Annotated in this window: 10 protein-coding genes; all 10 read left to right on the forward strand. The window is 42.4% G+C overall.

Translation table 11 applies throughout. The features are described from left to right. Positions 1–29 precede the first annotated feature (29 nt). The 10 genes from AC1DQW_RS14025 (at position 30) to AC1DQW_RS14070 (ending at position 22,838) form a co-directional block, all read left to right on the forward strand. Positions 30–2,450 (forward strand): ABC transporter permease, encoded by a 2,421-nt coding sequence (locus AC1DQW_RS14025; protein ID WP_477454647.1) that lies wholly within the window; start codon positions 30–32, stop codon positions 2,448–2,450. Between the two features lie 106 nt (positions 2,451–2,556). Then, the gene (locus AC1DQW_RS14030) at positions 2,557–4,923 is read left to right on the forward strand and encodes an ABC transporter permease (protein WP_477454648.1); all 2,367 of its coding nucleotides are present in this window, start codon (positions 2,557–2,559) and stop codon (positions 4,921–4,923) included. Positions 4,924–5,117: 194 nt separating this feature from the next. Next, positions 5,118–7,505 carry an ABC transporter permease gene (locus tag AC1DQW_RS14035; protein WP_477454649.1) on the forward strand — a complete coding sequence of 796 codons (2,388 nt, stop codon included), beginning with the start codon at positions 5,118–5,120 and terminating at the stop codon, positions 7,503–7,505. Between the two features lie 143 nt (positions 7,506–7,648). Continuing rightward, positions 7,649–10,018: an ABC transporter permease gene (locus AC1DQW_RS14040; protein ID WP_477454650.1), complete on the forward strand. Its 2,370-nt coding sequence runs from the start codon at positions 7,649–7,651 to the stop codon at positions 10,016–10,018. Positions 10,019–10,222: 204 nt separating this feature from the next. Continuing rightward, positions 10,223–11,368, forward strand: a complete 1,146-nt coding sequence (locus AC1DQW_RS14045; protein ID WP_477454651.1) for an ABC transporter permease — start codon at positions 10,223–10,225, stop codon at positions 11,366–11,368. A gap of 104 nt (positions 11,369–11,472) precedes the next feature. Next, positions 11,473–12,576, forward strand: a complete 1,104-nt coding sequence (locus tag AC1DQW_RS14050; protein ID WP_477454652.1) for an ABC transporter permease — start codon at positions 11,473–11,475, stop codon at positions 12,574–12,576. Positions 12,577–12,847: 271 nt separating this feature from the next. Further along, the gene (locus AC1DQW_RS14055) at positions 12,848–15,238 is read left to right on the forward strand and encodes an ABC transporter permease (RefSeq protein ID WP_477454653.1); all 2,391 of its coding nucleotides are present in this window, start codon (positions 12,848–12,850) and stop codon (positions 15,236–15,238) included. A 179-nt stretch (positions 15,239–15,417) separates the two neighbouring features. Next, entirely contained in the window at positions 15,418–17,844 is a 2,427-nt protein-coding gene (locus AC1DQW_RS14060) for an ABC transporter permease (RefSeq protein WP_477454654.1), read from the forward strand. A gap of 138 nt (positions 17,845–17,982) precedes the next feature. Beyond that, the gene (locus AC1DQW_RS14065; protein WP_477454655.1) at positions 17,983–20,358 is read left to right on the forward strand and encodes an ABC transporter permease; all 2,376 of its coding nucleotides are present in this window, start codon (positions 17,983–17,985) and stop codon (positions 20,356–20,358) included. A gap of 101 nt (positions 20,359–20,459) precedes the next feature. Next, positions 20,460–22,838: an ABC transporter permease gene (locus AC1DQW_RS14070; protein WP_477454656.1), complete on the forward strand. Its 2,379-nt coding sequence runs from the start codon at positions 20,460–20,462 to the stop codon at positions 22,836–22,838. Positions 22,839–22,940 lie beyond the last annotated feature (102 nt).

Here is a 22,940-nt window from a genome sequence, read left to right on the forward strand (position 1 = left end):
TGAACTAATGAACCAAATGAACTAAAGAGATGATCAGGAATTACATAAAGACCGCCTTCCGTACATTAAGGAAAAATGTAGGATTTACTGCCATAAACATTTTAGGGCTTGCCCTGGGCCTGGCTACTTGTTTAATGATTGTACTTTACGTAGCCGATGAACTAAGTTATGACAGGTATAATGCTAAAGCCAGCCGTACGTTTCGTATTAATGAAGATCTGAAACTGGGCAACAACAATGTTTTGTACGCTGTATGCATGGCGCCATTGGCCCAAACCCTTAAAACTGATTTCCCCGAAGTGGAAGAAGCCACAAGGATAAAACCGACCAATGGTTTCCATATAAAAAAAGGAAACGAAAGTATCCTGGAGTACAGTTCCGTATTTACTGATCCTTCAATTTTTAATGTTTTTACCTTGCCCATGATCAATGGCAACCCCGCCACTGCCTTAAATGAACCCAATAGCGTTGTACTTACCGAAAGTACCGCAAAAAAATATTTCAACAGTACCAATATAGTAGGTAAAACACTAACCATAGAAAATAACCAGCTGTTTAAAATTACCGGGGTAATTAAAGATATCCCAAAGCAATCGCATTTCAATTTTAACTTTTTCATGTCGATGTCGAGCTTTCCCGACAGCAAGTCGACTGAATGGCTCAGGAGCGATTTTAACACCTATGTAGTGCTCAAAAAGGGAGCCGACAGTAAAGCATTTGAGAAAAAATTACCCGCTTTTTTAAAAAAATACAGCGATGCCGAAATGCAGGCCGGTTTACACATGAATATGGATGCCTTTGAAAAAAGCGGAAGCTATTTCAGGCTCAACCTTACGCCGCTTACTGATATTCACCTGCACTCCAGTCGTGCAGGCGAGTTGGGTACCAATGGCACCATGCAATATGTTTACATATTTTCGGCCATTGCTATATTTATATTGCTGATAGCCTGCATTAATTTCATGAACCTGTCGACCGCGCGCTCATCAAACCGCGCCCGCGAGGTTGGCGTCCGTAAGGTTTTAGGTTCACCCCGCAAATACATTATTTTCCAGTTTTTAACCGAGTCGGTGCTGGTTACGCTTGCAGGGGCTATAATAGCCTTGTTTGCAACCCTGCTGCTATTACCATTATTTAACCATATATCGGGCAAGGAACTGGTAGTGGGCTCACAAACTTTGGCCTGGCTTATCCCTGCATTATTGGTTATTGTGGTGGTGGTTGGTTTTGCTGCGGGCTCATACCCGGCATTTTTCCTTTCGGCCTTTCAGCCTATAAATGTATTGAGCGGTAGGCTATCGGGTGGTTTTAAAGGCAGCAGGTTACGTAGCGTACTGGTTGTGTTTCAGTTTAGTATTTCGATATTCCTCATCATAGGCACCATAGTTATTTATAATCAGCTTAATTATATCCAAACCAAAAACCTGGGTTATAGCCGTAACCAGGTGCTAATCATCAATAAAACTTTTGAATTGGGCAGCCATGCCAAAACCTTTAAACAGGAAATTAAACAGCTTCCCGGTGTAGTAAATGCCACACTAACCAGTTATTTGCCTACAGCGCATGTGCGTGCTACATCTATATTTTATAAGGATGCTACGCTCGATCAAAAAAGATCCATCTTTCCGCAAAGTTGGAATGTTGATGCAGATTACATTGGTACGCTGGATATGAAAATAACAGACGGCCGGAATTTTTCGGAACAAATGCCTACCGATTCAACAGGTTTGGTGATCAATGAAGCTGCCGCTAAATTTTTAGGCTACAGCGATCCGGTAAATAAGATCCTGTACCGCAATATGGATGGTAACCGCGATCATATGAAGCCGTATCATATAATCGGCGTTGTTAAGGATTTCAATTTCAACTCCCTGCACGAAACCATCAGCCCGGTTATCCTGTTGCTGAATGATAATACCGGCGATCTGAGCATCAAAGTGAGCACTGCAAATTTGCCAGCGCTTATAGCCCAGATAAAAAATAAATGGGATGCCCTTACCCAAAGCCATTTTGAATACTCATTTATGGAGCAGAATTTTGATGCCAACTACCGGAACGAGCAGCGTACCGGTACCATATCTATCATATTTACTGTTTTGGCTATTATTATAGCCTGCCTGGGTTTATTTGGCTTAGCCGCCTATGCAGCAGAGCAACGCACAAAAGAAATTGGGATCCGTAAAGTGCTTGGCGCAAGTGTATCGGTTATAGTAGGTATCCTTTCTAAAGATTTTATTAAACTGATATTTATATCCATTGCAATTACTACACCTATAGCCTGGTATTTAATGAATAAGTGGCTTCAGGATTTTGCCTACCGCATCAGCATCCAATGGTGGGTGCTTGTGGTGGCCGGAGCTGCAGCATTATTTATAGCTGTAATAACGGTGAGCTTTCAATCTATTAAAGCGGCAGTTGCTAATCCGGTGGATAGTTTGAAGAATGAATAGGAGAGGTGAATGGTGAATGGTGAATGGTGAATGGTCATTTGAAATGGGGCGCCAGTTTAGGATTTAGAGATTAGAATTTAGGGTTTAGAATTTAAAGTATAAAATCATGATCAAAAGCTATGTAACTATCGCCTTCAGGAATATTCGCCGTAACCTGAGTTATGCTTTCCTGAACGTTTTTGGGCTTACATTGGGTGTAGCCGCGTGTTTGGTGATCTTCCTTATTGTGAGGAATGAGCTTGGTTTTGACAGTTACAACAGCAAGGCCGACCGTACTTACCGGGTAACTTTAAACGCGCTTGATTTTAACTCGAACGTATCTATGGCGATAATCCCGGCCATGCGGATTGATTTTCCCGAACTGGAGCAAACCACGCAACTATTTTACCAGTCAGAAGCTATGATCAAGATTGGCGAGAACCGTTTCACAGAAAAAAATATAGTTTTTGGCGATGATCAGACAGCTAAAGTTTTTGACTACCAATGGCTGGCCGGTGACCCTAAAACCGCGCTTTCGCAACCCAATAGCGTGGTACTTACAGAAACTATTGCCAAAAAATATTTTGGCAAAGCCGATGCTATGGGGCAGACAGTCAATTTTGAAAACCAACTGAACGCCAAAGTAACAGGTATCATTAAAGATTTACCTGCTAATTCCAGTACCCCAACAGAATTCCTGGTATCATTGAAAAGCATCGAGCAGTATTTGAAAGGCGGCATGAGTAATTTCTGGTCTATCCCGGGCGGTAGTTACGCCTATATTGTGCTTCCCCCAAATTATTCTATGCAACAATTGAAAAGCAAAATACCCGCTTTTATTAAAAAAAACTGGGGCGCCGATATTGCCAAAAGCGCTCATTTGCCCCTGCAACCATTGAAAGATATTCACTTCGATCAGCGGTATATCAACAACATCATCACGCCTACATCAAAAGATACTTATTACGCGCTCATTGGCGTGGCCTTACTTATCATCATTACAGCTTGTATCAATTTTGTTAACCTGGCTACGGCGCAGGCCATCAGGAGGGCTAAAGAAGTTGGTGTGCGCAAAGTATTGGGTGCTACACGTTCACAGTTGGTAAAGCAGTTTATGGGCGAAACTACGGTGCTGGTGCTGATTTCAGTGATATTTGGTGTTTGTTTATCCGCATTATTCCTGTCAGAAGCCGGTAAATGGATGTCGATCAGCATAGATTCCTCACAGTTATTGCAACCCGTAGTATTGGGCTGGATAGCCGCTATCACCCTGGCAGTTATTTTGCTTGCGGGTTTATATCCGTCGTTTGTGCAATCAGCCTTTCAGCCGGTTGAATCTTTGAAAAATACGGCAGGCATGTCTTCCGGTGGTTTAACCTTACGTAAAGGTTTGGTGATTGCCCAGTTTGCTATTTCGCAGATATTGATAGTAGGCACCCTGATAGTTGCTCACCAGATGGATTTCTTTAAAAACCAGGACCTCGGTTTTAATAAAGAGGCAGTGATTTCTGTCGACTTGCCCAATAAGGAAAAGCGCGAGGTATTTAAGCAGCAACTGGCAACCTATCCGGGGATAAAGGACCTGAGCTTTTCAAACGGCGGACCGGTTTATAATAACAACTTTACCAGCTTTCAATCGTCCGAACTTGGGCTAACCAAGGATGATGTTACCGAGGTGAAATACATTGATGAAAAGTACATAGATATGTTTCAGCTGCACATGCTGGCCGGACAAAAAATCTGGAAAAAGAATGATAAAGATACCCTGCACAGCGTAGTGATCAACGAAACCATGATGCACAAACTGGGCATCCAGGACCCACAGCTGGCTTTGAATAAACATGTAAAACTTAATGGCGACCAACAATCAATTATTGTGGGCGTGGTACAGGATTTTCAAAGCGAATCAAAACACAAAAAACGCAGGGCCTGCGTGCTGGAATACAATCCGCGGGGCTTCTTTATGGCCAGCATCAGGATTCAGCCTGCCGCCATGAATAAAACCATTGCTTATATTGGCAAACAATGGTCGAAAATTTACCCGGATAATGTTTTTGAGTATGAGTTTATAGATGAGCATATTGCCAATTTTTACAGGCAGGAGCAAAAAGTTTATACCGCTTTCCAGTTATTCTCATACATAGCCATACTTATAGGTTGTTTAGGCTTATACGGATTGATCGCTTTCGCAGCCTCGCAACGTACTAAAGAGGTAGGCATCCGCAAGGTTTTGGGCGCGCCTGTATATAGCATTGTAGCCCTGTTTGGTAAAGAATTTATTCTCCTGATAGGGATAGCATTTTTAGTAGCCGCTCCGCTGGGTTACTACGTAATGCACAACTGGCTGCAAAATTTTGCCTACCACATTAACATAGGGCCGGGAATATTCATCATAGCCATAGCATCATCATTTATAATCGCCGCTGTTACTATTGCATACCAGGCTATTAAAGCTGCGTTGGTAAACCCTGTGAAGAGTTTGAGGAGCGAATGATCGTTCATTGGTTCATTAGTTCACTGGTTCATTGGTGGACGGGCGTAGAAATTGCAACGTGAATTTGCAACGGGTAAGGCCATCATTTAATATGGCCAATAACCCAATGAACCAACAGACAAGACCAATGAACTAATGAACCAGTGAACCAATGAACTAATAAAATGAACTAATGAACCAATAAACTAATTAAGATGATAAAAAACTACATCAAAATAGCTTTCCGGAACCTTTGGCGTTACAAGGGGTTTTCGGTTATCAATATTATAGGTTTGGCTGTGGGGATGACCGCCGGGTTCCTGATTTATATGTACGTAAAGTTTGAGTTGAGCTACGATCATTTTAATGCGAATTATGATAACATTTACCGGGTAGCCTCAGACATTAAAACACCTACCGAAACGCTGCACTGGCCGTCAACCACCGCCCCTGTTGGCCCGGCCATACAAGGTGATTATCCCGAGGTTGAGGCTTATACCCGTTTGTTTGGAGCAGGTTACCTGGTGCAGTACCAGGATGCCAAATTCCAGGAAAATAATGTTCAGTTTGCCGAGCCTTCGCTTTTTAAGGTGTTCTCGTTCCAATTGGTAAAAGGGGATAAGAATAAAGCCCTTGAAGCGCCTTACAGCGTGGTAATGAGTGAAACCATGGCCAAAAAATACTTTGGCAGCGCCGATCCGATAGGTAAACCGTTATTACTTGACGGTAAATATCCTGCCGCTGTTACCGGCGTTATGCAGGATGTGCCTCATAATTCGCACATTAAATTTGATATGCTGGTATCGGTATCCACCCTCGCAAAATTGTATAAAGGGTATTTAACCCAATGGGGCAATTATAATAACTTTACGTACCTGTTGCTCAAAAAAGGATATGATCCGGCCAAACTGCAGGCACGTTTACCCGCATTCGCCAAAAAGCATATCAGCGAGGCCGACCGTAAAAGCGGGATGGATTACGCCTATTATCTTGAACCACTTAAAGATGTATACATGGTTTCAAAAAGGGGAGGTGGAACCGAAAATGGCAGTGTTACCAATGTTTACATCTTTTCGGTAATTGCGGCGTTTATTTTGCTGATTGCCTGTATCAATTTTATTAACCTTACTACCGCCCGTGCCACCGAAAGGGCGAAAGAGGTGGGCATCCGCAAGGTGATAGGGGCGGTGCGCAAACAATTAACTATTCAGTTTTTAAGCGAATCGGTTATTATTTGTTTAATCTCTTTCGTGTTTTCGGCCTTGTTCAGTTACCTGTTGCTGCCATTGTTTAACCAGTTATCGGGCAAAGTGGTTAGCGAAAGTATCTTTAACAATGGCTACCTGTTACAACTTTTTGTTATTGCCAGTGCAATTGGCCTTGTTGCCGGCATTTACCCGGCTTTGGTGCTGTCGGGATTTAAACCCGTCACTATTTTAAAAGGCAGGTTCAGCACTACCAGTAAGGGCATCATTTTGCGCAAAGGTTTAGTAATTACACAATTCACCATCTCTATTGTGCTTATTATTGGTACGCTGATAGTTTACAACCAGCTCAGTTTTATGCGCAGCCAGAACCTCGGCTTTAAAAAAGAACAGATGCTCACCATTGATTTTGCAGGCGACAGCGCTGTTCAGGCCCGTTTCCAGCTGATAAAAAATGAACTGGCAAAAATTCCCAACGTGTCGGCTGTTACAGCATCGGGCAGTATCCCCGGTTTTGGCAACAGTGTTGCCTATTCAAAAATAGAGACCAAAACCGGCGCCATGCAGGAAATGAATATGAATATGTACGATGTGGACTATGATTTTATCCACCAGTTTGAAATGAAGGTTTTGGCCGGCCGTGCTTTTTCTGAATCATTTGGAACGGATACCACCAAAGCCATTGTCATTAACGAGGCCGCTTCAAAAATGCTGGGCTACCTGAAACCAGGCGATGCTGTTGGACACAATTTCAATCAATGGGGGCGAACAGGTAAAATAATTGGCGTGGTAAAAGATTTTCACTTTCAAGGCTTACAAACCCAGGTAAAACCATTGAACATGCGTATTAACCAACGTGGATTAAATGTATTTACTTTAAAAATAGGGGTAAATGACATTCCAGTCACTATAAAAACTATCCAGGATAAATGGAAATCGCTTGTACCCGAGCGGCCGTTCAATTATGTTTTTGTTGATGCAACCTTTGATAAGCTTTACGCGTCTGATAATAGGTTTGGCACCCTGTTCTTATATTTCGCGATACTTGCCATATTTATTTCGTGCTTGGGTTTGCTTGGCCTGGCATCGTACAGCACCATCCAGCGTACCCGCGAAATCGGGATCCGCAAGGTATTGGGCGCATCGGTATTCGGTATAGTGAATATGCTATCGCTGGAGTTTGTGATACTGGTAGGTATTTCGGCATTGATTGCTTTCCCGCTTGCTTATTATGGCATGCATAGCTGGTTAAAGGATTTTGCTTATCGAATCAGCATCAGCTGGTGGGAGTTTGCCCTGGCAGGCATAATTGCCCTTATGATTGCGCTTACCACGGTAAGCTTCCAGGCTATTAAAGCGGCGCTCACAAACCCGGTTAAGAGTTTGCGGAGCGAGTAGGCGTTTATTGGTTCATTAGTTCACTGGTTCATTGGTGGAAGGCGGTAAACCTTAGTTTGATCCGCTGACTGCACAACCCAAAAGCTAATGAACCATACAAGACCAATGAACTAATAAACAATTGAACTAATGAATCAAATAACATGTTTAAAAATTACTTAAAAATTGCCTGGCGGAGCCTGATAAAAAACAAGCTGTATTCTGCTATTAACATTGGCGGCCTTGGGGCGGGTATGGCTGTTAGTTTTATGCTGCTGTTATATGTTTATAATGAGTTTACCTACGATAAATTTTACCAGAACAGCGATAGCATCTATAAAGTGATGCGTAACCAGCCGTCAAATGGCGAAATTCTTACCGGGGATGCAACACCTGTACAGGTAGCAGGGGTATTGCAAAAAGAGTATCCCGATATTGCATACGCCGCCCGTACAAACTGGGCTTACGATCAGCTTTTTAATTATAACAACAAGCCGCTCAAATTTTCATTGATGGCTGCCGATGCCTCGTTCCTGGATATTTTTAAGCTTGATTTTGTTAAAGGCAATAAAACGGATGCGTTTAAAGATCTTAGCTCGGTTATTATATCAGAGTCGGCTGTTAAAGCACTGTTTGGTAAGCAGGATCCTATAGGTCAAACAGTAAAATTAAATGGCAGCACACTGGTAAAAATAAGCGGCGTTTTTAAAGATCTGCCCCAAAATTCCAGTTTTAGGTTTAAGGCTTTAATGTCGTGGAAATTGTTTGAATCAACCATGCCATGGGTTAAAAATTCTGGCTGGGGCAATTATTCATTCAAAACCTTTGTCAAGTTAAAACCAGGTGTCGATGTGGCTAAGTTTAACCCTAAAATCACAAAGCTGATTGCTCATAATGATCCTTTTAATAAAGAAAATGAGCTGTTTTTATACCCTTTTAATAAAATGCACCTGTACAGTGAATTTAAAAACGGTAAGGCCACAGGTGGCGGCAGTATTGAGTATGTAAGGCTGTTCCTGTTCCTGGCAATCGGGATCCTGGTGATAGCCTGTATCAATTTTATGAACCTGTCAACAGCACGTTCTGAAAAACGATCACGCGAGGTGGGGATCCGCAAGGTAGTAGGCGCCCGCAGGTTTGCCATTATCCAGCAGTTCATGGGCGAATCGATATTGACATCTTTCCTTGCTTTTATTTTTGCCGCATTATTAATGGGATCGCTGATGGGGCGTTTTCAGGAGATGATTGGTAAGCAACTCATTATACCGTTTAGTAACCCTTTAACCTGGGTAGCCATAATTGGCGTAACATTGCTTACCGGGATCCTTGCCGGCAGTTACCCGGCCTTGTTCCTTTCGTCGTTTAAACCAATAAAAGTTTTAAAAGGCCTTAACAAAGCAGGCAAAACAACATTTTACTCCAGGCAGGTACTGGTTGTAATACAGTTTGTATTTGCTACATGCCTGATACTTTCAAGTATCCTGATTTATAAACAGATCAGCTATATAAAAAACCGGCCGGTTGGCTACTCACAAAATGGTTTGTTGGAGTTTTCTATTGAAGGCAGCATCCAAAAAGAGTTTGAAAACTTCAGGAGGGATGCCATTAACGCCGGAGCTATTACCGATGCAGCAATTACATCAAGTACTATTGCCAGTGCCAACAGCAGTAGCTGGGGCATTACCTGGCCCGGTCAATTGGCAGGTGAAGATAAAATTCCTATTGATCAGTTGGTTACCAGCTATCATTTTATCCCCACATATGGTCTGCAGCTTTTGGCAGGCCGCGATTTTTCCATAGATCACGTTGCTGATAGTTCGTCTGTTATGCTGAATGAAGCCGCGGTAAAAATGATGCGGCTAAAAGATCCATTAGGCCAGATTGTAAAGTGGCAGGATAGAAAATGTACTGTTGTAGGGGTTGTAAAAAACTTTGTATGGGCCTCACCATATGAACCTGTAAAGCCGGTGATCATCGGCTTTGATAAAAACTGGGCAGGGACTATAGGCGTACGGTTAAATCCAAAAATATCGGTATCAAAAAGCCTGGCGACCATCGAGTCACTCTACAAAAAATATAACCCCGAATACCCTTTTGAATACAAGTTTGTAGACGAAAATTTTAGCCGCAAGTTCCAGACAGAGAAATTGCTGGGTACGTTATCGAGCGCGTTCACGGTGCTGGCCATTATCATATCATGCCTTGGCTTGTTCGGCTTAGCTTCCTTCGCCGCCGAACAGCGTAAAAAGGAGATCGGGATCCGTAAAGTATTAGGGGCAACTGTAAGCAGCCTGTGGTTCAACCTGTCAAGGGAGTTTTTGCAACTGGTAATCATCTCCTTTGTTGTCGGCTCAGCTATCAGCTATTATTACATGGATAAATGGTTATCCCAGTATACTTATCGCACTAATATCAGTGCGTGGGTATTTGTGGCTACTATAGCTATCAGCGTGGCCGTATGCCTTGCAACCGTTAGCTGGCAGGCTATTAAAGCAGCTTTGAGCAACCCGGTTAAAAGTTTGAGAAGCGAATAAGATCGTTCATTGGTTCACTGGTTCATTAGTTCATTGGTCTTATCTGTTGGCTAATTGGGTCGGTTATGTTGAATAATGGCTTGTGGCTGGCGAATTCAGACTGCAGGTTCTACGCTCCTCCACCAATGAACTAATGAACCAGTGAACTAATGAACTACGAATCATATAACACCAATGAACTAATGAACCATTGAACCAAATACCATGTTTAAAAATTTTATAAAAATTGCCTGGCGCAATTTATTGCGCAATAAATCATTTTCGTTGATCAACATATCGGGACTGGCCATAGGAATGGCAAGCGCGGCGCTTATCCTTTTCTGGATTCAGAACGAGTTGAGCTATGACCAGTTTCATCAAAATCGCGATAGACTATACCTGGCTTATAACCGGGCTGTTTTTGATGGCAAGCTTTGGTGCTGGGGAACGACACCGAAGATCATGTCGAAGACATTGAAGCAGGATTACCCCTCCGTTGAACAAAGCGCACGTACAACATCAGCAAGTTTCTTGTTTAGCCTTGGCGATAAACACCTGAACCTGGATGGTAACTTTACCGACCCGGATTTTTTGACAATGTTTAATTTTCCGCTGGTGGCAGGAAATCCAAAAACGGCGCTTAATACTATCAATTCCATAGTTATTACGCAAAAGCTGTCAAAAAAGCTTTTTGGCGAACAAGATGCGATGGGTAAAGTGATACGCATTGACAGCGTTGACCATTTTACGGTGACAGGGGTAATGAAAGATTTGCCCAACAACACCCGTTTTGATTTTGAATACCTGATGCCCTGGAGCTATCTGAAAAAAACAGGTGGCGATGACGAGTACTGGGGCAACAATTCTGTGCAAACCTGGGTACTTACTAAACCCAATGTTACCGAAGACCAGCTTAATAAGCAAGTGATCAACATTACCAAATCGCACTCCGATCAAAAAGACCAGGAAGTGTTTATGCACCCTGCTGCCAAATGGCATTTATATTCCAAATTTGAAAATGGCAAAATAACCGGCGGTAAAATTGAGTCGGTAAGGTTGTTTGCTGTTATCGCGGCATTTATTTTATTGATAGCCTGTATCAATTTCATGAACTTAAGCACTGCCCGGAGCGAAAAACGCGCCCGCGAAGTAGGTATCATGAAAGCGATAGGTGCAAAAAAAGGTTCGATCATCACACAATTTTTGGGCGAAAGCATCCTTATCGCTTTTATTGCAGGCATAATAGCCATTATCATTGTGCAGGTTAGTATGTCGGGCTTCAATCAGTTGACTGATAAACGGTTATTTGTGCCTTATGGCAGTATTTATTTCTGGCTGGCCGGTTTAAATTTGTTTTATTTACGGGGATAATAGCCGGCAGTTACCCGGCTTTCTTCCTGTCGTCATTTAAGCCGGTTAGCGTTTTAAAAGGATCATTTAAAAGGGTAGATGCCGCAATTAGTCCGCGCAAAATATTGGTAGTAGTTCAATTTACTTTCGCCATTATCCTCATCATCTGTACCATCCTCATCCGCGACCAGATGCAATACGCCCAAAACAGGGATCTTGGATACAAAAAAGACAACCTGGCATATACCATGATGTCGGGCAGTATTGATAAAAACTTCAAGATGATCCGCAATGAACTGGTAAGCAGTGGGGCAGCAGTATCGGTTACTAAAACCAACTCGCCGGTTACCCAACGGTGGAGCGACAGTTGGGGTTTTGACTGGAAAGGAAAAGACCAAAGTCAGAAAATAGATTTTATCATGTACAACACCGATGGCGACTTTGTAAAAACCATGGGTTTAAAAATAGCTGCCGGCAGGGATATCGATATAAATACTTATCCTACAGACTCAACAGCCATATTGCTGAACGAAGCCGCGGTAAAAGTAACCGGCTTTAAAGATCCTGTAGGACAGATCATCAAACGGGATAACCATAATTTGGTGGTGGTAGGTGTTATTAAAGATTTTATTATCGAATCGCCATACCAGCCTATTAAAGCCATGATTATCCAGGGGCCAAAATCATGGTTTAACGTGGTACATTATAAGCTTAACCCCAATAACACTACCGCCGAAAACCTGAAACGTGCAGAAGCCGTGTTTAAAAAATATAATCCGGAGTATCCGTTTGAATATCATTTTGTTGATGATGAATACGCGAAAAAATTCAACGACGAACAAAAAGTGGGCACCTTGGCCAGCCTGTTTGCCGGTCTAACCATATTTATATCATGCCTTGGGTTGTTTGGTCTTGCCGCATATATGGCACAAAACCGTCAAAAGGAGATTAGTGTACGTAAGGTTTTAGGCGCATCGGTGTCAAACCTTACTGGTATGTTATCAAAAGAGTTTTTAATGCTTGTACTTATTTCCTTCGCTATAGCATCACCAATTGCCTGGTGGGGCATGCACAAATGGCTGGAAACATATACCTACCGCATCACCATCCAGATTTGGGTATTTGTAATGGCGGGGCTGGTAACCGTAATAGTTGCACTGGCAACCGTAAGCTTCCAATCTATTAAAGCGGCATTAGCCAATCCGATTAATAGTTTGCGGAACGAGTGATTTTGGACTTTCAGACAAAGGACTTTTAGACAAAGGAACAAAGACTTTGGGACGCAGGACTTTCAGGCATAATTACCATAATGTTCATCCTTCATCCTTTGTCTGAAAGTCCTTCGTCCAAAAGCCTCTCCTGTTCGCCTATGCACAATGACCGTCCGCTATCGTACGGTTTTGTATTTTGGTTTGATTTTTAATTTGCTGATATTTAGGTTTTTATGTAATTGGTACGGGTTTTAGTATTCTAATAGTATAACCATAAAACATTAGCCTTATGTTAAAGAATTATATTAAAGTAGCCTGGCGAAACCTTATCAAGCATAAAGTTTTCTCCATCATCAATGTAAGCGGTTTAGCCATTGGCGTGGCCGCTTTCTGGCTCATAAGTCTTTACGTGGCTGATGAATGGAGCTATGACCGTTATAATACAAAATCCGATCGGATTTTCCGCGTTGCCCAGCATGGTGAATGGAACGGCGGTAAGTTTAACCTCGCAGTTACATCGGCACCTTACGGACCCACATTAAAAAATGATTACCCCGAAGTTGAAGAGTTTGCGCGTGTTGATGCAGAGGGTGGCGGCAAAATAGCATACGGCGATAAGCAGATAAATGAAGGGGGGATCCTTTTTACAGATAATGCCATCTTTAATGTATTTAGCTATCATTTTTTATCCGGCGAACCTGCATCTGCTTTAGCCAGGCCGCAAACCGTTGTTTTAACCAAAACGCTTGCTGTTAAGCTTTTTGGCGATGCAGATAACGGAGTGAACAAAACGGTAATGATCAATGAACAACCAAACACAGTTACCGGCGTTATTGACGATATACCTACAAATTCGCACTTTACATTTGCCGCTTTACGGTCATTTCCATCGGGTTATACCGATAGATGGGGCAATTCGGGCATCTATACCTACCTTTTGCTGAAGGACCATAATGACTTTAAAAAGATAGAGGCAAGTTCTGGTGTATTCTTTAACAAATACCTGAAAGGCGACCTGGGCAAAATGAGCTTCCGGATGGAGTTGCAGCCGTTAACGGCTATCCACCTCAAATCAAATTTAGATTATGAGATAGGTAATAACGGCAATATTACTTATGTGTATGTGTTCGGCATTGCAGCATTGCTGATACTGGCTATAGCGGTTATCAATTATGTGAATCTAACCACCGCGCGTTCGTCTGTAAGGGTTAAGGAGATAGGGGTGCGCAAAGTTATAGGCTCCAGCAAAAACCAGTTAATGCTGATGTTTTTTGCTGAATCTATTTTGCTGACTGCCATTGCCACGATTTTGGCGGGGGCGGTCATCCAGTTTGTATTACCGTATTTTAACCAGCTATCGGGCAAAACATTAATACTGTTGCAATTCGGGCTTACAAAAACCATCATTGCCTTTACAGTATTCTCATTTGTAACAGGCATGCTGAGTGGTTTGTACCCGGCTTTGTTCCTGTCGGGTTTCCGTACTATTTCTGCCATGAAAGGCCAAATAGGCAACCAGGCATCTACCGTATTATTCAGGAAATCGTTGGTGGTGTTCCAGTTTGTTATCACCATCGTAATGATAGCGGGCTCGTGTATCATTTACCAGCAATTGCATTTTGTAATAAACAAAGACCTAGGCTTTAACAAAGCGCAGGTGCTTACTTTTCATATTAATGATAAATCGGCCCGAACTAAAATTGCTGCTATAAAAAGCCAGCTTTTGCAAAATCCTGCTGTGGAAAGCGTAGGCATAGCCGGTAACCCGATAGGTAACAACAACATAGGCGGTGGCAGTTTTAACTTAGGTGCTGATGGAAAAGCAAACTCCGAATCGAAAATTGTAGAGAACCTGGTTGTTGATCAGGACTTTATCCCTACGCTGCAAATAAAAATGGCCAGGGGGCGCAACTTTTCATCATCAATGGTTACCGATCAAAAGCAATCCATCATTGTTAACCAAACCCTGGTTAATGAAATGGGCTGGAAGGATGCCGTAGGTAAATCCGTACGAACCGGGGTTGATGAAAAGGGCAACACAATATCGCAAACTATTATCGGCGTTGTAAAAGATTTTAATACCTACTCCCTTCAGCATAAGGTATCGCCTATGGTGATGGAAATGCCAGCCAAAGCAAACGATCAGGATAATATGTATGTACGCATTGGTAAAAACAACATCCAGGCTACATTAGATTATATCAGTAAAGTGTATGGTCGCTTTGATATCGAAAGCAAAGTAGAGTTTCACTTTTTAGATCAAAATTTTGCCAAACAATACCAATCCGAACAAAAGCAGGGCAGTATCCTGTTTGTATTTACCATACTTGCCATTAGTATAGCCTGCCTGGGACTTTTCGGCCTGGTAACTTTTACCGCCGAGCAAAGGGTGAAAGAGATAGGTATCCGTAAAGTATTAGGCGCCAGTATAGCAAACATTGTTACCCTGCTATCTCAGGATCTGATGAAACTGGTACTGGTGGCCACCGTAATTGCATCACCATTGGCCTGGTATGGCATGAGTAAATGGCTGCAAAGCTTTGCTTACCGTATTGATATCCAATGGTGGGTGTTTGCCATTGCCGGTATTACAGCTATTACCATAGCCTTTGTAACTGTAAGCGTACAATCTGTAAAGGCTGCCAACGCTAATCCGGCTAAAAGCCTTAAAAGTGAGTAAAAACGTTCATTGGTTCATTAGTTCATTGGTATTGTCTGGTTGGACAGACAGGAACTAATGAACTAATGCATCACAAAAGTTTTGGATGCAAGTGTAACCACTATCGTTAGCATGTTGTCAAAGGATTTTATAATTGCCACCAATGAACCAGTGAACAAATGAACAAATGAACCAATAAAATGATAAAAAACTACATCAAAACCGCTTTCCGTACGCTTAAGAAAAACTTAGGGTTTACGGCTATTAATGTTTTGGGGCTGGCCCTGGGACTGGCAACTTGTTTGCTTATTGTTTTTTATGTGGTTGATGAGTTAAGTTACGATGGATTTAACCAGAATGCCGATAGGATTTACCGCCTGAATAACGATATCAAATTTGGTGGTAACGATCAATCATATGCCAGTTCGCCTGCACCGCTTGCGGGGGCCTTGGTAAGCGATTTTCCGGAGGTGGAAAAATCGACGAGGATGATTAACAGGGGTGGCTATAATGTAAAAAAAGGCAATCAGAATATTAAGGAAGATAGAATGATATTTGCCGATGCTTCCCTTTTTGATGTATTTACCTTACCCATGATAGCGGGCGACCCACACAAGGCCCTGATTGAGCCACACACAGCAGTAATAAACGAAACCACAGCCAGGCGCTATTTTAATAACCCTTTGCAGGCCATTGGTAAAACCTTAACTTTTAACGATAGCATTTTATACAAAATAACCGGGGTCATCAGGGATATTCCAAAGCAATCGCACTTTAATTTCGGTTTCTTTTTATCAATGAGCACCCTTGCCGAAAGCAGGGAGAACGCCTGGTTCAGCAATAATTTTAATACCTATGTTTTATTAAAACCAGGGGCCGATCCGCAGAAGTTCAAAGCAAAATTACCCCAACTGCTGCGTAAATATGCAGGGCCGCAATTGCAAAGTATATTGCACATCACCTTTGATGATTTTGAAAAGGCCGGTAACAAGTACCAGCTTAACTTAATCCCGCTGAAAGATATTCACCTTAAATCAAACAGCGTTTCGGAACTTTCACCTAATGGCAATATCCAGTATGTGTACATTTTTACCGCGGTAGCCATTTTTATATTGCTGATAGCCTGCGTAAACTTCATGAACCTGTCTACCGCACGCTCATCAAATCGTGCACGCGAGGTTGGGGTTCGTAAGGTGCTGGGTTCGCCCCGTAAATACCTTATTTTTCAATTCCTGTCCGAATCGGTAATGGTTACGTTTATAGCGGCTGTGTTGGCTGTAATCACGGCTTATTTATTTTTACCGGTATTTAATCATATGGCCGACAAAACTTTAGCGCTCAGTCTTAGCTCCCTAAGCTGGCTGATACCGGGTATGCTGGTAGTGGTATTAGTGATTGGCTGCCTGGCAGGCTTTTATCCGGCGTTCTTCCTATCAGCTTTTCAACCTATTGAAGTATTAAAAGGTAAGCTGGCCAATGGTTTTAAAGGCAGCTGGTTAAGGAGCTTTTTGGTTGTATTCCAGTTTTCAATTTCTATTTTCCTCATCATAGGCACGCTGGTAATCTACAACCAGTTAAAATATATCCAGCATAAAGATCTTGGCTATAACCGCAACCAGGTATTGATCATACACGGCACATATGACCTGGGTAAACATGCAAAAACATTTAAAGAAGAGGTAAAGCGACTACCGGGCGTAATGAATGCCACCATGACGGGCTTTTTACCCACCATGGATTACCGCAACAGCAGCAGCATGTTCCCCGATCGTAACCTCGATCAAAAACGGGCTATCCTTACGCAAACCTGGATGGTTGATGAAGATTACGTTAATACCCTGGGTTTAAAAATCACCAAAGGGCGTAATTTCGCTAAAGAGATGGCAACCGATACCGCATCGATGATCATCAATGAAACAGCCGCGAAACTGATGGATGTACCCGATCCTATAAACAAAACATTATATCTCCCGCAGGATAATATGGCCAAAACCTTTAAGGGTTTTCATATTGTTGGGGTGATAAAGGATTTTAACTTCAGTTCGTTAAAAACCAATATCAGCCCTGTAGTACTGATGTACGGCGAGGATACCGGGGCGATGAGCTTAAAAGTGAATACTGCCAACATCACCTCGCTGATGGCGCTTATTAAAGACAGGTGGAAATCCATATCGCCCAACAGGGAGTTTAATTATTCTTTTATGGATGAAGATTTTGATGCCACGTACCGTGCCGAACAACGTATGGGCACCATATCAATAGTGTTTACCTCGCTGGCCATTATTATAGCCTGCCTGGGTCTGTTTGGTTTGGCTGCCTACGCCGCCGAGCAACGCAGTAAAGAGATAGGCATCCGCAAAGTATTGGGAGCAGACGTAAGCACCATTGTTGCCATGCTCTCCAAAGATTTTATCAAACTGGTACTTATAGCTATAGTTTTTGCAACACCAGTAGCCTGGCTGTTTATGCACCATTGGCTGCAGGGATTTGCCTACAGGCAAAATATACAATGGTGGGTTATTGCCGTGTCGTCATTCCTGGCTGTATTCATCGCCTTTGCTACTATCAGTTTTCAATCTATAAAAGCAGCGTTAAGCAATCCGGTGAAGAGTTTGAGGAGCGAGTAATCGTTCATTGGTTCACTGGTTCATTAGTTCATTGGTCAGGGTGTAGAGTGTAGCGAAGAAGCGTTTAGAATTTTAAAATTAGAATTTAAGGTTTTTTCTTTTTAGAGTTTTGAAATTAGGATTTAGAGTTTAAAAATTATGATCAGGAATTATTTAAAAATAGCCTGGCGGAACCTTTATAAACAAAAGGCTTTTTCGCTGATCCATATCCTCGGATTAACCATGGGCATTACGGTGTGCCTCATGATTTTCCTGTATATTATGAATGAGTTTAGTGTCGACAAATTCCATAAGCAGGGTAAAAATATTTACCGGGTAATGCGTGGGTTTGATCCGGCGAAACCGAGGGTGCCATACCTGTCGGGTCCGTATGCACCGGCGCTACTGAATGATTATCCTCAGGATATTAAAATGGCAGTGCGGGTGTCGCCACAAAATAACCTTGTTTCCTTTGGCGAAAGGGCATTTAACGAAAAGAAGGTTTATGCAGTAGATGCAGGCTTTTTTAAGCTGTTTACTTTTCCGCTTCTTAGAGGGGATGCATCCACAGCGCTTGATAATCCTAACAGCGTTGTACTTACCCAAACTACTGCAAAAAAATACTTCGGCACCGTTGATAACGCCATGGGAAAGGTGGTGCAGTTTGATAAACAGTTGAATTTGAAAGTTACGGGCGTGGCTAAAGATGTGCCGTCAAACTCGCATCTTGATTTTGATTTGGTAATGCCTATAGCCAATTATACCAAAAACCCAGGCTTTAATGTGTGGATAAACAACGGCCTGTTTGTGTACGTGCTTTTAAATGAGCACAGCAGCCAAACCGCACTCGAACGTCGTTTTACCCAGTTTATGGATAAGTATATGGGTAAGGATATGCAAAAATTCGGCGCTAAATTTGATTTAACGCTAACCCCGCTTAACGATATCTATTTTGAACGCTACTCGGCCTTTGACAATGTGAAGCATGGCGATAAAATGGTGGTTTTTATTTTTATATCGATAGCGGCGCTTATCATGCTCATCGCTTGTATCAACTTCACCAACCTGGCCACCATCAGGGCGGTTGAGCGTTCAAAAGAGGTAGGGATGCGCAAAGTAATGGGCGCGTTGCGCAATCATTTAATATGGCAATTCATCGGCGAGTCGTTGATGCTGGCGCTTATTTCGTGTGCATTATCAGTTGGCTTGCTGCTGGTATTGATGCCATCCTACAACCAATTGTTGGGTTATGATTTAACTGTCTCCTGGAATAGCCTGCCTATCTGGTTGTTTCTTTTGGGGGTTATTTTGGTAGTTGGCTTTTTGGCGGGAAGCTATCCGGCAATATTTATGTCGGCGTTTTCGCCTATCCAGGCATTAAAGGGCAAACTGAAGCTGGGTAAAGGCGGCAGTATTTTCAGGCAGGGATTAGTGGTATTGCAATTCAGTATTTCGGTAATGCTTATCATCGGTACTATTGTTATTGTAAACCAGATGCGGTATATAAAAAGCAAATCATTAGGGTATGATAAGGAACAAACGCTGGTGATAAAAATTGATAATAACGATATTTATGACCACCGTAAAACCTTTAAAGACGAATTACAGAACTCCGGGGCGGTTTCATCGGTGTCGCTGATGTCTGGCGAGCCCGGCGGCTTTTACGATGTGCATGGTTTTGATGCCGAAGGACAGCAAGCCAATTTTATGTCGCGAACAGAGTTTGCCGATTTTGAATACGTGAAAACCTTAGGATTGAAAATAATTGCCGGTCGTGATTTTTCGCCTGCTTTTGCCACCGATACTACCAACTCGGTACTTATCAACCGCACGGCTGCTAAAGAATTAGGTTGTTCGCCGCAGCAAGCTATTGGCAAATGGATAAAAAATAAAGTGCGTGATGATAAACGGCGCACTGTTATTGGTGTTGTAGAAGACTTTAATTTTCTTTCCCTTAAAGAAAACATGGATGCCCTGGTGATCTCTCCAAGCGAAGACAGGAGGGTGGTCGTTATCAAATTAAAGGCGGGCAATATCCCTGCAGCTGTGGCAGCGGTTAAAGACATATATAGTAAGGTAGCTTCGGTTTACCCGTTTGAGTATACTTTCCTGGATCAGAAATTTGACACCACCTATAAAACCGATATCAGGCAGCAAACCATGCTCACTATTTTCTCGGGCCTGGCCATTTTCATCGCCTGCCTTGGCTTGTTTGGTTTAGCATCGTTTACAGCTGCTAAGCGCACCAAAGAAATTGGCGTACGTAAAGTATTGGGCTCATCGGTACAAAGCATTTTGATATTGATCTCAAAAGATCTGCTAAAGCCGGTACTATTAGCAACAGTTATCGCTATGCCTATCGGTTATTATTGTATGAATAAATGGCTGCAAAGTTTTGCCTATAAAACGCCTTTGCATTGGTGGATATTTGTATTAGCCGCGTTTATAACTTTTATTATCGCMGTATTTACCATTAGCTTCCAATCGCTTAAAGCAGCAATGATGAACCCGGTAAGGAGTTTGAGGAGCGAATAATTGGTTCACTTGTTCATTAGTTCATTGGTCAGGGTGTATAGTGTGGCAAAGAATCATTTAGAATTTAAAAATTATAGTTTAGAATTTATCATTTAAAAAATATGAATACCAAATTAGCGTGGCGTAATTTAAAAAAGAACAAGCTTTATGCGTTCATCAACATCCTGGGTTTAACTATAGGTATTGCCAGTTGCCTGCTTATTGGCATCTATATCAGGCATGAATTGAGCTATGACCGTTTCCATTCAAACGCCGATAGGATTGTGCGGGCTACGATGGAGTATAATTCGTCCGACGTAACTAAAAATATTGCTTTAAGTGGTACAAAGGCAGGCCCGCAATTTAAAAGGACGTTTCCAGGTGTAAAGGAATATGTACGCACCTTTAAATATCCTATGGTAATAAGTTACCACAACCAGGTGTTTGAAGAAAAGGTATTTTATGCCGATGCCAATTTTTTCAGCGTGTTTTCGTTCCCCTTGCTCCAGGGCGATGCGCGGTCGGCTTTAAACGCGCCTGATAAAATAGTGATTACCCAAAACGCGGCTAAAAAGTATTTTGGTAACCAGGATGCCTTGGGCAAAGTTTTATCAGTTGGTTCAAAAAACTTTACGGTGGCGGCGGTTGCGGCAACCGTTCCGTCAAACTCGCAAATTCAGTTTGATTTTGTTGTGCCTTTTAGTTTATACATTACCGATAACGGGCCCGAGCAATGGTGGTCGGCAAGTAACATGACTTATTTGCTGATTGATGATAAAGTTAATATCAAATCGCTTCAAGTTAAACTAACCGATTACATGGTAAACACGGTTAGCAAAAAAGAGCTTAAGATGGAGGGCAAACATTACCTTACTTACAACCTGCAACCACTAACAGCTATTCACCTCCACTCTGGCATACCATACGAATTTGAGCCTACCGGCAGTATCACTTATATTTATATCCTTTTGGCTGTAGCTATACTGATACTATTGATAGGCTGTGTAAATTATATAAACCTGGCCATAGCCCAATCGGCCGGACGCGGTGCCGAGATAGGCGTACGCAAGGTAATGGGCGCCGGTAATGGCGAATTATTTTGGCAGTTTATAGCTGAGTCGGTTTTTACAGCCGCAATAGCATCAATATTTGCTATGGTTTTGGCAGCTTTGGTGTTGCCTTTATTTAACCAAATATCGGGCAAGCAATTAGAAATAATGGTGTTATTTAACCCGGCTGTAATTGGTGGTTTGGTGGCATTAAGTTTAGTGGTTGGTTTTGCGGCAGGGGCGTACCCGGCGTTATTGTTATCCAACGCAAAACTGGTGAAGATACTTAAATCGGGCTTCTCGTTTACTTCAGGTCAAAGTGTACGCAAATCGCTCATCGTGTTCCAGTTTGTGATCTCTATTTTTCTAATCATCTCTACCATTGTGATATTGCAACAGTTGGCCTATATCCGTAATAAGGATGTTGGTTACAATAAAAGCAACGTAGTAGTTTTACCTGTAGATCATAAGATACGGCCACAACTCGAAGCCCTGAAAAAAGCAATGGCGGCCATTCCCGGTGTACAATCTGTAGCCGCTGCAAATGACGAGCCTATTAATGTAGGCTGGGGCGATGGTATCAGTACCAATGATGGCAAAAGTATTTCGGTGACCGCCATACCGGTGGATATGGATTTTGTGAAAACTATGCAACTGAGCTTAACCGCTGGCAGCGATTATACCCGTGCCGACTTGCTGCAAATGGATACCACCAATAAGTACAAAAACTACCACTATTCTTTTATCATGAATGAATCGGCTGTAAAAGCCTTAGGGTGGACACCGGAGCAGGTCATAGGCAAAACCATATCAAAAGGTAACCCCGGTGTTGTGAAAGGTGTTATTAAAGATTTTAATTTTAAAACGTTTCATGATCCTATTACCCCGCTCATCCTGTTTTTGGATAATGAGCAACTGCACAAGTTGTTTATTAGGATTAACGGCAATAACACACCTCAAATAATAACCGAGATTGGTAAGGTATGGAAAGACCGTGTTACGCACAGGCCATATGATTACCATTTTCTGGACGATAATTACAACGCCCTATACCGCACCGAACAGCGTACAGCGGGGGTATTCACCACTTTTTCAGCGCTGGCCATTATACTGGCCTGTTTAGGGTTGTTTGCCATAACAGCCTTTGCCGTAGTGCAGCGTACCAAAGAGATTGGCATCCGCAAGGTGTTGGGCGCAAGCATTGCCAATATTATCCTGCTGATAGCAAAAGATTTTTTAGCGCTGGTGATTATTGCCACCGTTATCGCATCGCCAATAGCCTGGTATATATCCAGCAAATGGCTGCAGGATTTCGCTTATCGTATTGATATACAATGGTGGGTATTTATCATAACAGGTGCTGCCGCATTATTGGTAGCCGCCATTACGGTTAGTATACAATCAACCAAAGCGGCGTTGGCCAACCCGGTAAAAAGCTTGAAGAGTGAGTAGTGAGTAGTGAGTAGGGTGACAAACGATTGCTCGCGATAAGTAATGATAAGGCTGTTTATAGTAACAAACCGTTTACCAGCGACAAGTACCAATATACTAATG

This window comes from Mucilaginibacter sp. P5_A4 (genome assembly GCF_056400605.1).

Excerpts from the sequence above, each read along its gene's own strand:
- AC1DQW_RS14070 (WP_477454656.1), top strand. The coding sequence starts at position 20,460 with ATGAATACCAAATTAGCGTGGCGTAATTTAAAAAAGAACAAGCTTTAT.
- AC1DQW_RS14045 (WP_477454651.1), top strand. The coding sequence starts at position 10,223 with ATGTTTAAAAATTTTATAAAAATTGCCTGGCGCAATTTATTGCGCAAT.
- AC1DQW_RS14040 (WP_477454650.1), top strand. The coding sequence starts at position 7,649 with ATGTTTAAAAATTACTTAAAAATTGCCTGGCGGAGCCTGATAAAAAAC.
- AC1DQW_RS14035 (WP_477454649.1), top strand. The coding sequence starts at position 5,118 with ATGATAAAAAACTACATCAAAATAGCTTTCCGGAACCTTTGGCGTTAC.
- AC1DQW_RS14055 (WP_477454653.1), top strand. The coding sequence starts at position 12,848 with ATGTTAAAGAATTATATTAAAGTAGCCTGGCGAAACCTTATCAAGCAT.
- AC1DQW_RS14025 (WP_477454647.1), top strand. The coding sequence starts at position 30 with ATGATCAGGAATTACATAAAGACCGCCTTCCGTACATTAAGGAAAAAT.
- AC1DQW_RS14060 (WP_477454654.1), top strand. The coding sequence starts at position 15,418 with ATGATAAAAAACTACATCAAAACCGCTTTCCGTACGCTTAAGAAAAAC.
- AC1DQW_RS14030 (WP_477454648.1), top strand. The coding sequence starts at position 2,557 with ATGATCAAAAGCTATGTAACTATCGCCTTCAGGAATATTCGCCGTAAC.